The following is a 19,127-nucleotide window of genomic DNA, read 5'->3' as shown; positions in this document are numbered from 1 at the left end:
ATGAAATTGCAGCAGCTGCGTTATATCTGGGAAGTGGCCCACCATGACCTGAATGTGTCGGCCACCGCGCAGAGCCTTTACACCTCTCAGCCGGGCATCAGCAAACAGATTCGCCTGCTGGAAGACGAGCTGGGCATTGAGGTGTTTGCACGCAGTGGTAAACACCTGACACGCATCACGCCGGCCGGGCAGGTGGTGATCAATCTGGCGGGTGAAATGCTGCGCACGGCTGAAAACATCAAACGGGTGGCACAGGAATTCAGCAATGAACGGCGCGGCAGTCTGGTACTGGCCACCACGCACACTCAGGCGCGCTACATCCTGCCGGCGGTGATCAGTCAATTCATGGCAAAATACCCGGATGTCACCCTCAGCCTGAAGCAGGGCACACCCCCGCAGATTGCCCAGATGGTGGCCGATGGTGAGGCTGATCTGGCGATTGCCACTGAATCCATTGCCAGCACCAATGACTTGGTGACCTTCCCCTGTTATCAATGGAACCGTTGTGTGCTGGTGCCGAAGGATCATCCGCTGGCTCAGCAGAAAAAACTGACGCTGGAAGTGCTGGCCGAATACCCGCTGGTGACCTACATCAGTGGCTTCACCGGTCGGGCCAAGGTGGATGAAGCCTTTGCTGCGGCTGGTCTGGAGCCAAAAATTGTGTTTACTGCAGCTGACTCGGACGTGATCAAGACCTATGTTCGTCTGGGTGTGGGTGTGGGCATTGTGGCGCACATGGCGGCCGATTTGCGTGACGATGATCTGGTGGTACTGGATGCCAGCCACTTGTTTGAACCCAGTATCACCCGCCTGGGCATTCGTCGGGGCACCTTCATGCGTGGTTATCTCTACCACTTCATTGAAAAACTGGCGGCCCATCTGGATCGGGATACCGTTGATCAGGCTCTGGCTGCGGCCACCCGACAGGAAGTGGAGCAGATGTTTGAAGGGCTGGAGCTGCCGAACCGCTGATAAACCTTTATAATGTGAGCTTTCACCCAAGCCACTGTTGAAGGATAGTCATGGAACTTGCCTGCCTGGATCTTGAAGGGGTACTGATCCCCGAAATCTGGATTGCCTTTGCCGAAAAAACCGGTATTAAAGAACTGCGCGCCACCACCCGTGATGTGCCGGACTATGACGTATTGATGCGTCAGCGTCTGCGCATTCTGGATGAGCATGGCCTGAAACTGCCGGATATCCAGGCGGTGATTGCCACCCTGGAACCCCTGCCGGGCGCCATCGAATTCACCAACTGGCTGCGTGAGCGTTTCCAGTTGGTGATTCTGTCGGACACCTTCTATGAATTTGCCATGCCACTGATGAAACAGCTGGGTTATCCAACCCTGCTGTGCCACAAGCTGGAAGTGGACGCGGATGGCCGGGTGGTGGATTACAAACTGCGTCAGCGTGATCCCAAGCGCCAGAGTGTACGCGCTTTCCAACTGCTGAATTATCGCGTGATTGCTGCCGGTGACTCCTACAACGACACCACCATGCTGGCCCAGGCTGAGCAGGGCATCCTGTTCCATGCGCCGCAGAATGTCATTGAAGAGTTCCCGCAGTTCCCTGCTGTACACACCTACGATGACCTGAAAAAAGCCTTCATCAACGCCAGCAACCGCGAGCTGTCACTCTGATGACGCCGCTGTTGCAGGGTAAGCGTGTCTGGATCACCGGTGCCAGTTCCGGCATCGGTGCCGCTACGGCGCGCACCCTGGCCGCTGCCGGTGCTTCACTGGTGCTTTCTGCCCGGCGGGTGGAGCGCCTGGAGGCACTGGCCGCAGAGCTGCAAGCCCAGGGGGCAGATATTCAGCTGGAACCGGTGGATGTATCAGACCGAAACGCCATGGCAGCAGTGGGTGAGCGTCTGGCGGCACTGCCCGGTGGTGTGGATATCCTGATCAACAATGCCGGAACCATGCCGATCAGCCCGATCATCTCCGGCCGGGTGGATGAATGGGAACGCATGATTGATGTCAACATCAAGGGTGTGCTCTACGCCATTCATGCCGTTTATCCCGGTATGGCCGAACGCAAGTCCGGCCATATTGTGAACATCAGCTCAGTTGCCTCACGGGTGACCTTCCAGAGCGCCGGGGTGTATGCCGGAACCAAACACGCAGTGCGGGCCATTTCCGATACCCTGCGCAAGGAAGCCATCCGCTTTGGTGTGCGGGTCACCGATGTGCAGCCCGGCTCGGTAGCCACTGAGTTACCGGATTCCATCGGCCATGAAAAAATCCGCAAGGCGGTCAAGGACAACATGTATGCAGAGGGCAGTCCGATTCTGCAACCGGAAGACATTGCTGCAGCGATATTCTATGCGGTGACCCAGCCTGCCCATGTGGATGTCAGTGAACTGCTGATCCGCCCATTGATTCAGGAAGAATAAGCTGGAGGATTCACATGCTGTTGTTCATCCATGGATTCGGTTCCAGTGGTCATGGCAGTAAGGCTGAGCAGCTGCGAAGTTTCTGTGCTGAACAGGACATCGCCTTTGCTGCGCCCTCCTTGCCGGATATTCCGGTGCTGGCACTGGATACCCTCGAAGAACTGTTGGTGGTGCTGTTGCGCCATGAACCGGTGACACTGATCGGTTCTTCACTGGGTGGTTATTACGCCACCTGGCTGGCCCATCGTTTCAAGCTGCCTTATGTGCTGATCAATCCGGCGGTGGAGCCTTATATCACCCTGCATCGTGCGGTCGGGCGTGCGGTGCATTTTCATGATCAGACTGCCTATGAGTGGACTGCAGCACACACCGAAAGCCTGCGTGCTTATTGTGTGGAGCAGCCTGTAACCGAACGCTGCCTGCTGATGCTGCAAACCGGTGATGAACTGCTGGATTACCGTCAGGCACTGGCAGCTTACCCCGGAGCAGAGCTGATTCTGGAGGAAGGTGGCAACCACGGATTTGAAGGTTTTGAACGCCATCTGACTTATATCCAGCAGTGGCATCAGCAACACCAGCCCGGTTGATCCCCCTCTGATCAGCGGCTACCTGAAACCAGGAGGTTGTCATGTCGAGGATCAGACGCGAACCTGCAGACAGGCGTCTGCACCGTTATTTTGTGCGCCTGATGTTGTTGCTGATGCTGGCGGAATGGCTGCTGCTGGCACTGGAGCGCAGTTGGTTGCCGCTGTTTCTGGTCACTTTGATCATTCTTACACTGCTGGCTCCGATCATTTTCTGGCGTCGCTTGCAGGTGGATCTGCCAGCAGAATTTCATCTGCTGGCGGTGGTGTTCATTTTTGCATCCTTTTATCTGGGTGAAATCCACGACTTTTATGCGCGCTTCTGGTGGTGGGATATTGCCCTGCACGCCAGTGCCGGTTTTCTGATGGGTATTCTGGGTTTTCTGCTGGTTTATCTGCTGAATGAAAGTCGTCGTGTAGAGCTGCACATGACACCTGGATTTCTGGCTTTTTTTGCCTTTATTTTTGCGGTGGCCATCGGCTCCCTGTGGGAGATCTTTGAATTTGCCATGGATCAGCTGGTTGGCACCCGGATGCAAAAACCCATGCTGGGTGATCCCTCTGGCCTGACCGATACCATGTGGGACATGATTGTGAATGCCCTGGGTGCTTTGCTGATCAGCATGGCAGGCTATGCTTACCTGAAGCGTGGCAGAAACTTTTTTGTGAAACGCTGGATACGTGCATTCATTGAACGCAACCCCGGTATGTTCACGCGCTGAATCAGCCTGATGATCCGGGCAAACAGAATGAGGTGGTGTCATGAGCTGGCAAGCGGAAACGGTACTGAACTTCTGGTTTGAGGAGCTGCAACCGGCAGACTGGTTTGTTAAAAGTGAAGCGATGGATCAAGCCCTGCGTGATCGTTTTTCAGAACTGCACCAGGCGGCGGCAGCCTGTGAACTCTTTGACTGGCGAACCACCCCTCGGGGGTGTCTGGCTGAAATCCTGGTGCTGGATCAGTTTTCCCGCAATATGTTCAGAGACACACCGGCAGCTTTTGCCAGTGACGCCCTGGCTCTGGCACTGGCACAGCAAGCGGTTCAACAAGGCATGGATCAGGAGCTTTCAGTCACCGAGCGGGCATTCCTTTATATGCCTTACATGCACAGTGAATCCAGATTGATTCACCGGCAGGCGGTCAAACTGTTCAGCCAGCCGGGGCTGGAAAACAATCTGGATTTTGAAATCCGACACAAGCACATCATTGATCGCTTCGGGCGCTATCCACACCGCAATGTCATACTGGGACGTACCTCAACTACCGAAGAGCTTGAGTTCCTGCAGCAGCCGGGTTCATCTTTTTGATGTGATGGAGAAAAAAGGAATGCAAGTCAATCGCAGGCAACTGGACCAGGCCCGTGAGGCAGGGATCATCAATGAATCACAGGTTGATGCGCTGTGGCAGTTTCTTCAGACGCAGACTCAGGGGCAGTCTTCCTTTCAACTGGCCCACACCCTTTATTATCTTGGTGGACTGCTGGCCATTGGTGCCATGAGCCTGTTTATGACACTGGGCTGGGAGCGTTTTGGTGGTGCCGGTTTATTACTGATAGCACTGTTGTATGCCCTTGGCGGACTGTGGCTGACACAAGTGTTCCGGCGCCGTAACCTGCCGGTTCCTGCCGGTGTCACGGCAACCTTTGTGGTGGTACTGACACCCCTGGCGGTTTATGGCTTGCAGCAGATGCTGGGTTTCTGGCCGGAAGGTGCAGTTTATCGCCAGTATCATCAACTGGTGGATTGGCGCTGGCTGTTCATGGAGCTGGCAACCCTGATGGTTGCAGCCATACTCTTGTGGCACTACCGCCTGGCATTTCTGGTGATGCCACTGGCAGTGACCCTCTGGTACCTGAGCATGGATCTGGCACCCATGTTGTTTGGTGAAGAACTGACCTTTGCCTTGCGGCGTTGGGTTTCCCTCTGGTTTGGATTGTTGATGCTGCTGTTGGCGGTGATGGTGGATCTGCGTAATCGCAGTCAGCAGGATTTTGCCGGGTGGCTTTATCTGTTTGGTGTGGTGGCCTTCTGGGGGGGCTTGACCCTGATGAACACCGACAGTGAGCTGGGGCGCTTTTTATACTGCTGCATCAATCTGCTGCTGATTCTGGTGGGTGTGCTGTTGCGCCGTCGGGTGTTTGTGGTGTTTGGTGGTATGGGGGTGGCCATGTATCTGGGGCGTCTGGCCTGGCAGGTGTTTGCCGACAGCCTGCTGTTTCCCTTTGTGCTCACCGCCATAGGTCTGGCGGTGATCGGGTTGGGCATTCTCTGGCAGAAACATGAAGCCAGTATCACTGCAGCCATGCGCTCACGCCTGCCCGCCGCCATGCAGCCATGGCTACAGCGGCTGAGGCATTAAAGCTTTCCGGGAAAAGTTGTTTTGTTGCGATATACTCAGGACAGCCGCCTGAAGGCAGGCAATAAGAACAACCTATCCTGAACGGATGGCACCATGTCAATCGCGGCTCAATTTCGTGCAAATCATCTGCCCTGGCTGATTCTTCTGGTGGGTGGACTGTTATCTTTATGGCTGGCATCAGAGGTTCGCAATAAGCAGGAAAAGGATGCGGTGGAGCGCTTTTCCTTTGCTGCTGATCAGGTGACACAACGGCTGGAAGAGCGGCTGGATGCCTATGCCTTGGTGTTACGTGGTGGTGCCGGGTTGTTTGACGCCTCCATGGAGGTCACGCGCGATGAGTGGCAGATTTATGCCGACAAGATGCGTGTCTCGAAAACCGTGGCCAACATCCATGGCATCGGTTTTGCGGAAAGGATCCCCGCTGTGGCACTGGATGAGCACCTGCAGCGCATCCGGGAGGAGGGGTTTGCCGATTACCACATCTGGCCAGCCGGTGAACGTCCCTTTTACACCACCACCCTGTTCATTGAGCCTTTTGAAAGGCGTAATCGCCGTTCCATGGGGTATGACATGTGGACAGACTCGGTCCGTCGTGAAGCCATGATCCGAGCCAGGGATACTGGCATGGCAGCCCTGAGTGGCAAGGTGCAATTAGTAGCGGAAGAGGGTGATCAAGTGCAAACGGCAACCCTGATGTTTGTTCCTGTTTATCAGCAGGAAGTCCCTGTTGCCACCCCGGAACAGCGTCAGCAGGCCCTGATCGGTTGGACTTTCAGCCCTTATCGCATGGATGAGTTGATGCAGGGGATTCTCAGCGGCTGGGAGCGCCTTGATGTGCAGGCGCTTGGACTGCACCTGTATGATGGTGACCAGCCACTGGAGCATCAACGCCTGTTCAGCAGTCATCAGGCCAATGGCAGCCTGTTTTATCAGCAGCGGTTGCTAGAATTCAACGGCCGACAGTGGTTACTGGTGTTTGATCATTTCAATCCAGCATCCGGTGTGAGTTACCTTTCTGCCTGGGTGACACTGACTGGCGGATTGATTCTGACAGGGTTGGTTTTCTGGTTATTGCGACTGCTGCAGAACATTCAGGTGAATGCCCGCAAGCTTGCTGATCAGCTGACGCGTGAAATTCGCCAGCATTACGAGGAGTCCAGACGTTTTCGCAAGGCGTTGGACTATGTGTCTTCTTATATCTATATGAAAGACACCAAAGGCGGTTACACCTATGCCAATCAGATCACGCTGGATTTATTCGGTGTCACTCAGGAAAGCCTGAAGGGTACCGCTGATACTGATTATTTCCCACCGGCCACAGTGCGCCATCTGCAACAGATTGATCGGCGGGTGCTGCAGGGCGAACAAAGCAGTGAAGAAGTTGAAATCCCTTTTGCTGATGGTCGGGTTCGTCATTACCTGGAAATTAAGACTCCCATTCATGATGATTCAGATCCGGATAAGGTGATCGGACTGCTGGGAATTTCCACCGATATCACTGAAATGAAAGAGCATGAGCGGCAGCTTGAGCATGTGGCCCACTATGATGCACTGACCAACCTGCCTAACCGGGTGCTGCTGGCGGATCGACTCAGTCAAGCCATGGTGCAGGCACAACGTAGAGGACAGCGAGTGGCAGTGGTGTATCTGGATTTGGATGGTTTTAAAGCCATCAATGACTGCCATGGCCATGCGGTGGGCGATGAGATCCTGATGACGTTGGCTGGCCGCATGAAAGATGCTTTGCGTGAAGGTGATACCCTGTCACGCTTGGGTGGTGACGAGTTTGTGGCGGTGTTACTGGATCTGCCTGATACCGAGACGGCCACGCCCTTGCTGCAGCGTCTGCTGGCAGCGGCATCACGGCCGGTGATGCTGGGTTCAGAAGCGCTGGCGGTGACTGCAAGCCTTGGTGTGACCTTTTACCCTCAGAGTGAAACGCTGGAAGCCGAACAGTTATTACGTCAGGCCGATCAGGCCATGTATCAGGCCAAACTGGCGGGCAAGGGGCGTTACCATTTGTTTGATGCGGAAGAGGATCGCAGTGTCCGCAGCCACCATGAAAGCCTTGAGCGGATTCAGGTGGCACTGAGGTGTCAGGAATTTGTGCTGCATTACCAGCCTAAGGTCAACATGCGTACCGGCGCAGTAATTGGTGTGGAGGCTCTGGTGCGCTGGCAGCATCCGCAGCGAGGCTTGTTGCCTCCTTCGGCTTTTCTGCCGGTGATTGAAGAACACCCCCTGGCTTTGCAACTGGGTGAGTGGGTAATTGGTGCCGCACTGTTCCAAATGACTGAATGGCAGAGTCATGGACTGACACTGCCGGTCAGCATCAATGTTGGTGCACGCCAGTTGCGCCAAGGGGAGCTGCCGCTGCGTTTACAGGGTATGCTGGCCCGGTATCCGGCCATTAATCCATCCCAGTTGGAGCTGGAGATATTGGAAACCAGTGCACTGGGTGATTTGGCCCAGGTAGCAGAAATACTGGAAGCTTGTCGTAAGCTGGGGGTTGGGATTTCACTGGACGATTTCGGTACCGGTTACTCTTCACTGACCTATCTTAAACGCTTGCCGGCAGGAATGGTGAAGGTGGATCAGAGTTTCATTCGTGACGTACTGGACAACCCCGAGGACCTGGCGATTCTGAATGGTGTGATGAGTCTGGCTGCTGCCTTTGGGCGTCAGGTGATTGCCGAGGGTGTAGAGACAGAAGCCCATGGCGACATGCTGTTGCGGATTGGTTGTGAACTAGCTCAGGGTTATGGCATTGCCCGGCCGATGGCGGCGGATCTAATACCCGCTTGGGTCAGTAATTGGCAGCCCAGCCCGCATTGGCGCAGTCTGAAGCGGGTCAGCCAGCCAGACTTGCCACTGGTTTATGCTGCACTGGAACATCGTGCCTGGGTGCAGAATCTGCTGGATAGCTTGGAGACAGGGCGTTTGCAGGATCGACCGCCGCTGGATGAAAATGAGTGCCGCTTCGGACGCTGGTTGCAGGAGTCAGGCTGGGGGCAGCGCAGTGATCTGCAGTCGGTGAATGAACTGCATCAGCAAATCCATCAACTGGCACATGCCATTTATCGGTTACAGGATGCCGGCCACTTTTCTGATGTGCCCTCGTTGGTGGAAGAGCTGTTGCAATTGCGTGATCGGTTGCTGGAGCAACTGGAGTTATTGCAACAGCATTAAATCAGCCAGCTGTGATAAAGCGGAATGCCGATCAGTACGTTGAAGGGGAAGGTGATGCCCAGTGAGGCCAGCATCGCCAGCCCGATATCGGCTTTGGGAATGGCAGTTCGCACCGCCACTGGTGCTGCAATGTAAGAGGCGCTGGCGGTCAGGCTGGCCAGTATCAGTACCGAGCCATCCGGCAGCCCCAGCATTTTGCCGGTGAACAGACCCGCTAATCCCAGCAGGGATGGGGCCACCATGGCAAAAATCACCACCCGGATCTTGTCCAGCCGTACCTTCGACAGCGCATCGGCAGCAACCAGTCCCATTTCCAGCAGGAAGAGTGCCAGCACACCTTTAAATGCAGTCATGTAAAGGTCGGTGACTACAGCCCCTTCCAACGGGCCATACATCCAGCCAATCACCACCCCACCCACCAGCAGGATCACACCACGGTTGGTCAGGGCTTCATGGATCAGTGCGGTAGTGGTGCCGCTGCCGCCGCTTTCACGGCTGAAATGACGGAACAGCAACAGGCCGATCAGAATCGCCGGCAGTTCCAGCAGCACCAGATAAAGTGTGACCTGGCCACCAATGGTCATTTGCTGGGATTCAGCGTAGGCAAAGGCTACCGCAAAAGTACCGGCACTGACCGAGCCGTAGTGAGCGGTGAAACTGGCACTGTCAGCCAGGCTCAGACGCACGACTTTCAGCAGCAGCGGGAAAAGAATCAGCGGGATGGCGATACCCAGCAGGGTGACAGCACCCATCTCCAGCAGCAGATGCCAGCCGACGTTGCCATGCAGGGCCATGCCACCCTTCAGACCGATGGTGAGCATCAGCAGCAGGCTGAGCACGTCATAGGCGGCCTTGGGAATGGTCAGGTCGGATTTCACCAGCCCGGACAGCAAACCGAGCAGGAAAAACATCACCACGATGTCAGGCATGAAAACCTCTGTAAAAAATCAGAAACCGGCAGCTTCAAGCAGGCGACGAGTGTAACTGCTTGCCGGGTTGGAAAAAAGGGTTTCAGTGCTGGCCGTTTCCACTTCAGCACCGTCTTTCATCACCAGAATGCGGTGGCTGAGTGCGCGGACCACCCGCAAGTCGTGGCTGATGAACAGGTAGCTGAGGCGGTATTTCTGTTGCAGGTTACGCAGCAGTTCAATCACCTGAGCCTGCACACTGCGATCCAGCGCTGAGGTGGGTTCATCCAGCACCAGTAACCGGGGTTTCAGGATCAGCGCGCGGGCAATGGCAATGCGCTGACGCTGACCACCGGAAAATTCATGGGGGTAGCGGAAGCGTGAGTCGGTTTCCAGGCCCACTTCCTGTAATGCCTGGCAGACCGCTGCATCCACTGCCTCAGCAGACAGGTCAGGCTGATGTAGTTTTAGTCCCTCTGCAACAATATCCGCCACACTCATGCGTGGACTGAGGCTGCCGTAGGGGTCCTGAAACACCATCTGCATGCGCCGCCGCCAGGGTAACAATTGTTTCTGGTTCAGGGATTGCAGTTCATTGCCATCAAAATGGATGTGCCCCGCCTGAATGCCTTGCAGGCGTAACAGAGCCAGTGCCAGGGTGGTTTTGCCGGAGCCACTTTCACCGACTATGCCCAGGGTTTCACCTTCCTGCAGGGTCAGTGACTGGTTTGCCACGGCCACAAAGGGCAGGGGTTTTTTCCAGGGCAACAGACTCTGGCGGGGGCGTGCAAACGCCACCCGCAGGTCTTTGACTGCCAGTAACTGCGGTGCATTGATGGGCAGTGCCGGAGCCTGCCCGGAGGGTTCACTGTTCAGTAGTTGGCGGGTGTAGTCAGCCTGAGGGTCGGCAAACAAATCGGGGGTGCTGCGGGTTTCCACCAGCTGGCCGCGATGCATCACCGCTACTCGGTCACTGTACTGGCGCACCAGATTCAGATCGTGGGTGATCAGCAGAATGGCCATGCCCAGTTGTTGCTGCAGCTCTCGCAGCAGATCCAGAATCTGTTTCTGTACCGTCACATCCAGCGCGGTGGTGGGTTCATCAGCCAGCAGAATGTCCGGATTGTTGGCTAATGCCATGGCAATCATCACCCGCTGGCGCTGTCCGCCGGACAACTGATGGGGCCAGGCACTGGCCAGGCGCTCCGGTTCCGGCAGCTTCACTGCTGTCAGCAGCTCCAGGCAGCGTTTGCGGGCCGCTTCACCAGTCAGACCCTGATGCAGCCGCAGGCTTTCACTGATCTGTTTTTCCACCCGATGCAGCGGATTCAGGGAAGTCATCGGTTCCTGGAAAATCATCGCCAGGCGCTGGCCGCGCAAGCGACGTAAACCTTTTTCATCCAGTCCGACCAGCTCCTGAGTCGTCTCACCTTCTGCCAGCCGGATGCTGCCGGAAATACTGGCGTTGGCGGGCAGTAATCCCAGTGTGGCCAGTGCGGTGACGGATTTACCGGAACCACTTTCACCCACCAGTGCCAGGGTTTCTCCGCGCTGCAGGGTCAGGTTGATGCCCTTCAGGGCCGCTTCATTCTGGTCAAAACGGACATTCAGATCACTGATCTGCAGTAAAGGTGAGTCAGTCATGACACCTGTCCTTTGGGAGCCAGGGTTTTGCGCGGATCAAAAGCATCACGGATGCCTTCACCAATGAACACCAGCAGGGTCAGCAGGATGGCCAGGGTCATGAATGCCGTCAGACCCAGCCAGGGTGCCCGGAGATTGGCCTTGCCCTGGGCCACCAGCTCACCCAGTGACGGAGTGCCCGGTGGCATGCCAAAACCCAGAAAATCCAGTGCGGTCAGGGTGGTGACGGCACCGGTGAACAGAAAGGGCAGAAAAGTCAGGGTAGCCACCATGGCATTGGGCAGCACATGCCGCAGCAGTATCTGGTGGTTCGGTAAGCCCAGGGCACGGGCGGCCCGTACGTATTCCAGATTACGGGCGCGCAGGCACTCCGCGCGTACCAGATCGACCAGTGCGGTCCAACTGAACAGCAGTAGAATCAGCAGCAGCCACCAGAAGCCCGGCGTGATCATGCTGGCCAGAATGATCAACACAAACAGCGTGGGCAGTCCTGACCAGATTTCGATGAAACGCTGCCCCCACAGGTCCAGGCGACCACCGAAATACCCCTGCAAGGCACCCACAGCAATGCCGACCAGGCTGCTGCCCAGCGTCAGCACCAGTGCAAACAGGATTGACAGACGCAGGCTGTAAATCACCCGTGCCAGCACATCCCGTCCCTGATCATCGGTGCCCAGCCAGTTTTCCCGGCTGGGTGGTGTGGGTGCCGGTTGGGTCAGGTTGAAATTGATGGTGGCATGGCTGAAAGGAATCAATGGCCACACCAGCCAACCCTGCTCCTGAATCTGCTCCAGCAGAAAGGCATCACGGTAATCGGCAGGAATCGGCAGGTCACCACCGAATTCTGTTTCTTCATAATCCTTTAACAGCGGCACAAAAAAACGGCCGTCATACTGAATCAGCAGGGGTTTGTCATTGGCCACCAGCTCGGCCATCAGGCTGATACCAAACACCCCCAGGAACAGCCACAAGGACCACCAGGCTCGGCGATTGGACTTGAACACCTGCCAGCGACGCTGATTCAGCGGTGAAAGCGACAGCAACGGCATCAGTGTTCCCTCGAGGAAAAATCAATGCGTGGGTCCACCAGCATGTAGGTGATGTCACTGATGAGTTTCAGCAGCAACCCGATCAGGGTAAAGAGGTAAAGGGTGCCGAACACCACCGGGTAATCGCGCTGCACCACCGCCTCAAACCCCAGCAGGCCCAGGCCATCCAGCGAGAAGATCACCTCAATCAGCAGTGAGCCGGTGAAAAAGATGCTGACCAGTGCCGCCGGCATACCGGCAATGATGATCAGCATGGCATTGCGGAATACATGGCCGTACAACACCTGTTGTTCACTGACGCCCTTGGCGCGTGCTGTCAGCACATATTGTTTGTGAATCTCATCCAGAAAGGAGTTTTTGGTCAACAGCGTCAGGGTGGCAAAACCGGAAATGGTCATTGCCAGCACCGGCAGGGTCAGGTGCCAGAAGTAATCCAGAATCTTGCCGAAGCTGCTGAGTTCATGGAAGTTTTCCGAAGTCAGCCCACGCAGTGGAAACCAGTCCAGATAACTGCCACCGGCAAACAGCACGATCAGCAGGATGGCAAACAGAAAACCGGGGATGGCATAACCGATCCGATGATCACCACCGAAGAGGTCCACACATCAAAGCGGCTGCCGTGTCGAATGGCCTTGTGGATGCCCAGCGGAATGGAAATCAGGTAAATCAGCAGGGTGGACCAGAGGCCCAGTGAGATGGATACCGGCATCTTTTCCAGAATCAGCTCGGTGACACTGCGGCCTCGGAAAAAGCTTTCACCCAGATCAAAACGCAGGTAATTGCCGACCATCAGGAAAAAGCGTTCATGGGCCGGTTTGTCAAAACCGAACTGCTGCTCCAGCTCGGCAATAAAACGGGCATCAACTCCGCGTGAACCGCGATAGGCAGAGCCGCCTTCGTCGGCACCACTGACACGTTCACCACCACCGGAAGTATCCAGACGGGTGCTGCCCATGCTGTCCAGACCGCCCATCTGAGCCATGATCTGTTCCACCGGGCCGCCGGGTGCGGCCTGGATGATGACAAAGTTGAGTAACAGGATGCCCAGCAGGGTGGGCGGAATCAGCAGCAGGCGGCGCAGCAGGTAAGGACCCATGTTCAGTCTCTGCTCAGCTTCACTCGATCCACCAGGCATCCACCGGCAGGCCGTAAGGCGGCCTTACTTCCGGGATCTGAACATTGCTGCGACGGGCAATGCGGTATTCATTCAGGTGCCAGTGGGGAATCACATAGTGGCCCCACAAGAGCACACGATCCAGTGCGCGGGTGGTCAGCACCAGGGTTTCGCGGTCACGGGCAGCAATCAACTGCTCAACTAAAGCATCCACCACCGGGTCACTGATGCCGGAAAGGTTGCGGCCATCAGCAGACTGGGCAAACTCGGAATGGAAGTATTCACGTTGCTCATTGCCCGGTGACAGGCTTTGTCCGAGTGTCGAAACCACCATGTCATAGTCAAACTGGCGCAGGCGGTTCAGGTACTGGGTGACATCCACCACCCGTACATCCATGCGAATGCCGATGCGTTCCAGGTTTTGTCGCCAGGGCAGCACCACGCGCTCAAAGGAGGAGTCATGCAGCAGGATTTCAAAACGCAATTGCTGACCCTGGACATTCACCAGTCGACGACCATCCATCTGCCAGCCGGCTTCGCGCAGCAGGCGCAAGGCTTCACGGGTCTGGGGGCGCAGGTTGCCGCTGCCATCAGTGACCGGCAAGCTGTATTCCTGTTCAAAAACTTCTGCGGGTAGCTGATCGCGGAAGGGCTCAAGCTTGGCCAGTTCACGCCCTTGCGGCAGCCCGGAGCTGGCCAGTTCCGAGTTGCTGAAATAACTCAGGGTGCGGGTGTAGGCATTGTGAAATAACTGCTGGTTGGACCATTCATAATCAAACATCTGGGTCAGTGCCAGGCGCACCCGAGGATCACTGAACACTTCGCGGCGGGTGTTGAAGAAAAAGCCCTGCATGCCGGAAGAGTTCTGGTGTGGGATGCTTTCCAGCAGGATATCGCCCGCTGACAGTGCCGGGCCGGTATAACCTGTGGCCCAGTTGCGGGCAATATTTTCCAGCCGGAAATCCAGGCGTCCGGCCTTGAAGGCTTCCAGTGCCACGGTGGCATCCCGGTAATAATCAAACACCAGTCGGTCGATGTTGTTGCGACCCCGGTTCACTGGCAGGTCAGCACCCCAGTAGTCCGTTACCCGCTGATAAACAATGCGCCGCCCGGAATCCACTTCTGCCACTCGGTAGGGGCCACTGCCAATCGAGTGTTCGAGGGTCGGGCGGGTGAAATCACGACCTTGCCAGAAGTGTCTGGGAAGAATGGGTACCTGGCCAATGATGAGTGGCAGCTCACGGTTTTCATTGCTGGCCAGCTCAAAGCGAATCCGATGAGGGCTGAGCACCTGAATATCACTGATGTCAGCATAGTAGGCCCGATAGAAGGGGCGGCCTTTTTCGCGCAGCAGTTCAAAGGTGTAGGCAACATCAGCAGCAGTGACCGGCTGGCCATCATGGAAACGGGCTTCCGGGCGCAGTTCAAACTCGATCCAGCGACCTTGTGGGTCCAGGCGCATGCAGCGAGCCAGCAGGACATATTCGGTGAAGGGTTCGTCTGATGAATGGTAGGTCAGGGTGTCGTAAATATTGCCCAGGCCAGTGGCCGGGGTACCCTGAATGATAAAAGGATTCAGGCTGTCAAACGTGCCCAGTGCGGCCTGTCTCAGGCTGCCGCCTTTGGGGGCATTGGGATTGACGTATTCCAGATGGCTGAAATCAGCCGGGTATTTCGGTTCGCCATGCAGCGTCAGCGCATGTTTGCAGGCGGGTGTGGCATCCGCCTTGGCGGTGAGGGGCAGAAGCAACAGGCCGGTTAAAAGGGGTAAAAACATCAACTTGCTGAAGGTTTTAAACAAGGTGACTGGTCCCGGCATTGATTGCTGCTCCTAAAAGTCGGTTAGGAAGCCTCTGATCAACCATGAGTTTCCCTGGCTGTTTCAGAGCTTCCCGGAGTAGAGGCTTTTTTCAGTTGCGTGTGACATCAACATGTAGCGTCAAGTTCTGTCCCGGCTGCAAATAACGGTTGGGGTTGATGTTGTTCCAGCGTGCGATATCACTGACACTAACCCGGAAACGACTGGCAATGCTAGCCAGATTATCACCGTTACGCACGGTGTAATTGACTCGACGTATCACACTGCGGTTATTGGCACTGGCGACAGTACGTGCATTGTCAGCCCGCGACCAGATCACCAGGCGCTGGCCTGGCATCAGGGGGTCGCCGGGTGCCATGTTATTCCAACTGGCCAGTTCACGCACGGAAACCCCGTGGCGACGTGCCAGCAGCCAGAAGCTGTCACCGGAGCGCACCACATGTTCAACCCGCTGGCCGTTACGTGCCACATTCTGACGGCGTTGCAGACGCTGGTCTTCGCTCAGCGCATAACTGCGGGCATCCTGGCTGGGAATGGGGATCAGTAATTCGTGACCGGCACGGATGATGTCTCCGCGTAACTGGTTGGCATCACGGATCATGCTGGGGGTGGTGTTAAAACGTCGTGAAACCGTCAGCAGGCTGTCGCCTTGTTGTACGCGGTAACGCTGCCAGCTCATGCGCTGACGCGGCGGCAGATCTGCCAGATTTGCAGCCAGCAGTTCGGCACTCTCCACCGGAACCAGCAAGCGATGCGGGCCTTCCGGGCTGGTTGCCCACTGACTGAAACCGGGGTTCAGCAAGTACAGCTCATTCATGCTGATGTCAGCCAGCTCTGCTGCCAGCGCCAGGTCAATCTGCCCGTTGGTGTCTACGGCAACAAAATAGGGGCGGTTGGGTATCGAAGTCAGGTTGATGCCATTGGCTTCAGGGTCGGCTATCAGTCGAGCCAGCGCCACCATTTTGGGAACATAGGCGCGGGTTTCAGCTGGCAGGGTGTTTAATTCCCAGAAGGTGCCGTTGCCACCGGCATTACGATTATGGCGCAGGGCGCGGTTTACATTACCGCCACCGGCATTGTAGGAAGCAAGAGCCAGATGCCAGTCATCAAAACGACGATTCAGCTGGGTCAGATAAGTCAAGGCAGCATCGGTGGAAGCAAGGATGTCTCGGCGACCGTCATACCACCAGTTGTTTTCCAGCCCGAAGTGGCGGGCGGTACCGGGAATGAACTGCCACATGCCGGAAGCACGACCATGGGAGTAGGCAAAGGGATCATAGGCACTTTCCACGATCGGCAGCAAGGCCAGTTCGCCCGGTAAACCACGTCGTTCAATCTCTTCTATGACGTGAAACATATAACGGCTGGCACGCTGGGCAACCCGATCCATGTAACCCGGGTGACGGCGATACCAGGCCATTTCAGCCAGTACACGAGGGTCGTTGCTGCTGATGTCCATGGCAAAGTTGGCCCGCAGTCGATCCCAGAGGTCGTATTCAGGGAGCACCGGGTCTTGCCAGTGGCGCCAGTCGGCTACTGTGCTTGAGTGGAGTAGGCTGGATAAACCACTGGTGTCATCATGGTGACGGGCACTGGCTAATTTCTGACCAGACTCTAAACGGTTCCAGGTTTCCAGTGCCGGTGTATCAGGGTGGGCTCTTTTACCAAACAGTGAAGCGGAGGGCAGGCTTTGGCAGCCTTGCAGCATCAGGCTTCCCAGGGTAATCAGGGTCAGGGCCCTGAATCTGCGAGTGAGCTTGATGTTTCCGGTAAAAAAGGGCTGTGCCAGTGTCGATAGTAAGGGCAGCAGCGGTCGAAATACCTTTCGGTCTTGTCTAAACATAAAAAAAGTAACCAGATAAATAGGTTGGCCGGTGCGCCCCATTCTATGCATCCGGCCGGAATGTAACAAGTAAACACTGGTAACTGACCTGTATCAGGCCTTGTCTTTCCATCCGCGCAGTAGTGCAAAGCCTTCTGCTGGTGCAGTGGCTGGTTGGTCCGGAAAACGCCTGGCCAGGCAGCGCACTACCGTGGGTTGACTGATGCGTAAAAAGGGATTGGTTGCCTTTTCGTCAGCCAGTGTGGAGGGCAGTGTGGGCTGGCCCTTGTCCCGCAGTTGCTGACACTCTGTCATGCGTTGCTGAAGCTGCAGATTGTCTGGCTCAACCTGCAAGGCAAACTTGAGGTTGCTGAGGGTGTATTCATGCGCCGGATAAACCCGGGTGGTGTCCGGCAGGCGTGCCAGGGCTTGCAGTGAGGCATGCATCTGTTCCGGGGTGCCTTCAAACAGGCGTCCACAACCACCGGCAAACAGGGTGTCACCACAAAACAATAAAGGGGGATGCTGATCTTCTATGAAATAGGCGATGTGTCCCAGGGTATGGCCAGGTACTTCCAGAACCTGAACGGTATGGCCCAGCAGTTGAAAACGATCTCCCTGGGTGACCTGTAGATTTAAGGGGGGGAGGCGGTAAACATCCTGAACTGAACCCACCACGGTGACACCTGCTTTCATCAGTGCAGCAACACCACCAATATGATCGGCATGATGATGGGTCAGCAGGATGCCTTCCAGAGTCAGTTCATGGGTTTTAAGGTAATGTTGAACTGGTTCGGCTTCGCCGGGGTCTACCACCCAGCAGCGTTTGTCGCCACGGGATTTCAACAGCCATATATAATTGTCATTAAAAGCTGGCAGGGTAATCACATCAAGCATGGTTTAGGTTCCGCTGGTCATCTGCAGGTGTGTTAGTCTGTGTCTGGTTCTGATATCACTTTACGGCAGAAGTCATGCATGTGCAAAAAGCTGAAACAGAAATGACACCAGGTTGCTGGCAGAGCTGGCAAAAGTTCTGGCAGAGTACCCTCGGCCAGGCTGTGCTTGAAGCTGAAACCGCTTTGCTGAAACCCTTGCTGCAAGAACTGCATGGTTATCATCTGCTGACGCTTGGCAGCTGCCCGGTGCATGATCTGGTCAAGGATTGTGGCATTCGTCATCAGATTGAATGGCGGCCGTCCGTTGAGCTGGCTGATACTCCCTCCTGTTTGATTGCCGATCCTTGTCTGTTGCCTCTGCCTGATGACTCCATGGATCTGGTGTTGCTGCATCACTCTCTGGAGCTTTTCACCAGTCCTCATGCGCTGTTAAAAGAAGCGGCACGCATCACCCTGCCCAAGGGTGAAATGATGATCCTGAGTTTTAATCCAAACAGCTTATGGGGTTTGTCACGCCTGTTACCGGCCGGTTTACAGGCTGAACCGGTGCGTGAGTTGCAAGGCATGCAACTGCTCAGCCAGACGCGTTTAACCGACTGGCTGGAATTCCTCGACATGTACCCTGATGAAGCACGACATATTTTTCATCGTCCGCCTTGTAATCGTGAGAAGTTACAGCAAAAGCTGAAACAGCTGGATCAGAAGCTGGATCGGCGTGACTGGCCTTTTGCCGGCATTTATCTGCTCAGGGTTCGTAAACGCATTGGCAGTCCGCTGCGGCGTGTTGTCGGTCAGAAAAACACTGGCTGGTTGCCGGTGCAGCCGGTAAGCTCTCCGACCCGAAGCAGCCTGAAAACAGAGAAGTGATTTTGACAGATACAAAACAGAATAACCCGGCACGAGTGGTGATTTACACGGATGGTGCCTGCAAGGGCAATCCGGGTCCCGGCGGTTGGGGCGCACTGCTGCGTTACGGTTCCCGCGAAAGGGAGCTGTGGGGTGGTGAAGCAGAAACCACCAATAATCGCATGGAGTTGCTGGCAGCCATTCGTGCGCTGGAAACCCTGAAACGTTCCTGTGAAGTGGACCTGCACACGGATTCCCAGTATGTGCGTCAGGGCATTACCCAATGGCTGGTGAACTGGAAAAAAAAGGGCTGGAAAACCGCGTCAGGCTCACCGGTCAAGAATCAGGACCTGTGGCAGCGCCTGGATGAACAAGCCAGACGCCATCGTGTTGTCTGGCATTGGGTGAAAGGGCATGCCGGTGATCCGGGCAACGAAGCAGCGGATGCTTTGGCCAATCGTGGTGTAACCGATCCTGAACCAGAATTAAATGGCTGAAAAAG

The 19,127-nt window shown here is 55.8% G+C and carries 16 protein-coding genes and 1 pseudogene; 10 read left to right on the top strand and 7 right to left on the bottom strand.

The annotated features are described in order from the left end of the window. The 8 genes from cysB (at position 1) to BT114_RS08050 (ending at position 8,527) form a co-directional block, all read left to right on the top strand. Positions 1 to 972 carry an HTH-type transcriptional regulator CysB gene (gene cysB / locus BT114_RS08085; RefSeq protein WP_072325861.1) on the top strand — a complete coding sequence of 324 codons (972 nt, stop codon included), beginning with the start codon at positions 1 to 3 and terminating at the stop codon, positions 970 to 972. A 50-nt stretch (positions 973 to 1,022) separates the two neighbouring features. Beyond that, positions 1,023 to 1,640, top strand: a complete 618-nt coding sequence (gene thrH, locus BT114_RS08080; RefSeq protein WP_072325860.1) for a bifunctional phosphoserine phosphatase/homoserine phosphotransferase ThrH — start codon at positions 1,023 to 1,025, stop codon at positions 1,638 to 1,640. After that, the gene (locus BT114_RS08075; RefSeq protein WP_072325859.1) at positions 1,640 to 2,395 is read left to right on the top strand and encodes an SDR family oxidoreductase; all 756 of its coding nucleotides are present in this window, start codon (positions 1,640 to 1,642) and stop codon (positions 2,393 to 2,395) included. The genes thrH and BT114_RS08075 overlap by 1 nt, the downstream gene beginning before the upstream one ends. A gap of 14 nt (positions 2,396 to 2,409) precedes the next feature. Further along, complete coding sequence (locus BT114_RS08070) at positions 2,410 to 2,982, top strand: YqiA/YcfP family alpha/beta fold hydrolase (RefSeq protein WP_072325858.1); 573 nt, start codon at positions 2,410 to 2,412, stop codon at positions 2,980 to 2,982. A 41-nt stretch (positions 2,983 to 3,023) separates the two neighbouring features. Continuing rightward, entirely contained in the window at positions 3,024 to 3,701 is a 678-nt protein-coding gene (locus BT114_RS08065) for a DUF2238 domain-containing protein (protein ID WP_072325857.1), read from the top strand. Positions 3,702 to 3,741: 40 nt separating this feature from the next. Then, positions 3,742 to 4,287 carry a DUF924 family protein gene (locus BT114_RS08060; RefSeq protein WP_072325856.1) on the top strand — a complete coding sequence of 182 codons (546 nt, stop codon included), beginning with the start codon at positions 3,742 to 3,744 and terminating at the stop codon, positions 4,285 to 4,287. Between the two features lie 19 nt (positions 4,288 to 4,306). Further along, a complete protein-coding gene (locus tag BT114_RS08055) occupies positions 4,307 to 5,338 on the top strand; it encodes a DUF2157 domain-containing protein (protein WP_072325855.1) in 1,032 nt (343 codons plus the stop codon). A gap of 93 nt (positions 5,339 to 5,431) precedes the next feature. After that, a complete protein-coding gene (locus BT114_RS08050) occupies positions 5,432 to 8,527 on the top strand; it encodes an EAL domain-containing protein (RefSeq protein WP_072325854.1) in 3,096 nt (1,031 codons plus the stop codon). Here BT114_RS08050 and BT114_RS08045 read toward each other — a convergent pair. The 7 genes and pseudogenes from BT114_RS08045 to gloB form a co-directional block, all read right to left on the bottom strand. Next, positions 8,524 to 9,456, bottom strand: coding sequence for a sodium-dependent bicarbonate transport family permease (locus BT114_RS08045; protein WP_072325853.1), 933 nt, complete (start codon positions 9,454 to 9,456; stop codon positions 8,524 to 8,526). The two genes, BT114_RS08050 and BT114_RS08045, sit on opposite strands and share 4 nt — an antisense overlap. An 18-nt stretch (positions 9,457 to 9,474) precedes the next feature. Next, positions 9,475 to 11,079 carry an ABC transporter ATP-binding protein gene (locus tag BT114_RS08040; protein ID WP_072325852.1) on the bottom strand — a complete coding sequence of 535 codons (1,605 nt, stop codon included), beginning with the start codon at positions 11,077 to 11,079 and terminating at the stop codon, positions 9,475 to 9,477. Continuing rightward, positions 11,076 to 12,128 (bottom strand): ABC transporter permease, encoded by a 1,053-nt coding sequence (locus tag BT114_RS08035; protein ID WP_072325851.1) that lies wholly within the window; start codon positions 12,126 to 12,128, stop codon positions 11,076 to 11,078. The genes BT114_RS08040 and BT114_RS08035 overlap by 4 nt, the downstream gene beginning before the upstream one ends. Further along, a pseudogene (locus BT114_RS08030) lies at positions 12,128 to 13,224 on the bottom strand (microcin C ABC transporter permease YejB). Before BT114_RS08030 ends, BT114_RS08035 begins: the two are co-directional and overlap by 1 nt. A gap of 19 nt (positions 13,225 to 13,243) precedes the next feature. Beyond that, complete coding sequence (locus BT114_RS08025) at positions 13,244 to 15,061, bottom strand: extracellular solute-binding protein (RefSeq protein ID WP_084662019.1); 1,818 nt, start codon at positions 15,059 to 15,061, stop codon at positions 13,244 to 13,246. A 91-nt stretch (positions 15,062 to 15,152) separates the two neighbouring features. Continuing rightward, a complete protein-coding gene (locus BT114_RS08020; RefSeq protein ID WP_245770411.1) occupies positions 15,153 to 16,769 on the bottom strand; it encodes a lytic transglycosylase in 1,617 nt (538 codons plus the stop codon). A 228-nt stretch (positions 16,770 to 16,997) separates the two neighbouring features. Then, positions 16,998 to 17,780, bottom strand: coding sequence for a hydroxyacylglutathione hydrolase (gene gloB, locus BT114_RS08015; protein ID WP_072325850.1), 783 nt, complete (start codon positions 17,778 to 17,780; stop codon positions 16,998 to 17,000). 74 nt (positions 17,781 to 17,854) lie between these two features. Here gloB and BT114_RS08010 point away from each other — a divergent pair, with 74 nt between their 5' ends. Together BT114_RS08010 and rnhA are read left to right on the top strand one after the other, a co-directional pair. Then, positions 17,855 to 18,646 (top strand): class I SAM-dependent methyltransferase, encoded by a 792-nt coding sequence (locus BT114_RS08010; RefSeq protein WP_072325849.1) that lies wholly within the window; start codon positions 17,855 to 17,857, stop codon positions 18,644 to 18,646. A 2-nt stretch (positions 18,647 to 18,648) separates the two neighbouring features. After that, the gene (rnhA, locus tag BT114_RS08005; protein ID WP_072326012.1) at positions 18,649 to 19,122 is read left to right on the top strand and encodes a ribonuclease HI; all 474 of its coding nucleotides are present in this window, start codon (positions 18,649 to 18,651) and stop codon (positions 19,120 to 19,122) included. Positions 19,123 to 19,127: the final 5 nt, after the last annotated feature.

Source organism: Marinospirillum alkaliphilum DSM 21637, from assembly GCF_900119735.1.
In the GTDB taxonomy this organism is placed as follows: domain Bacteria; phylum Pseudomonadota; class Gammaproteobacteria; order Pseudomonadales; family Halomonadaceae; genus Marinospirillum; species Marinospirillum alkaliphilum.
Note: the sequence above shows the minus strand (reverse complement) of the source record. Positions and strands in the feature narration are given on the sequence as shown.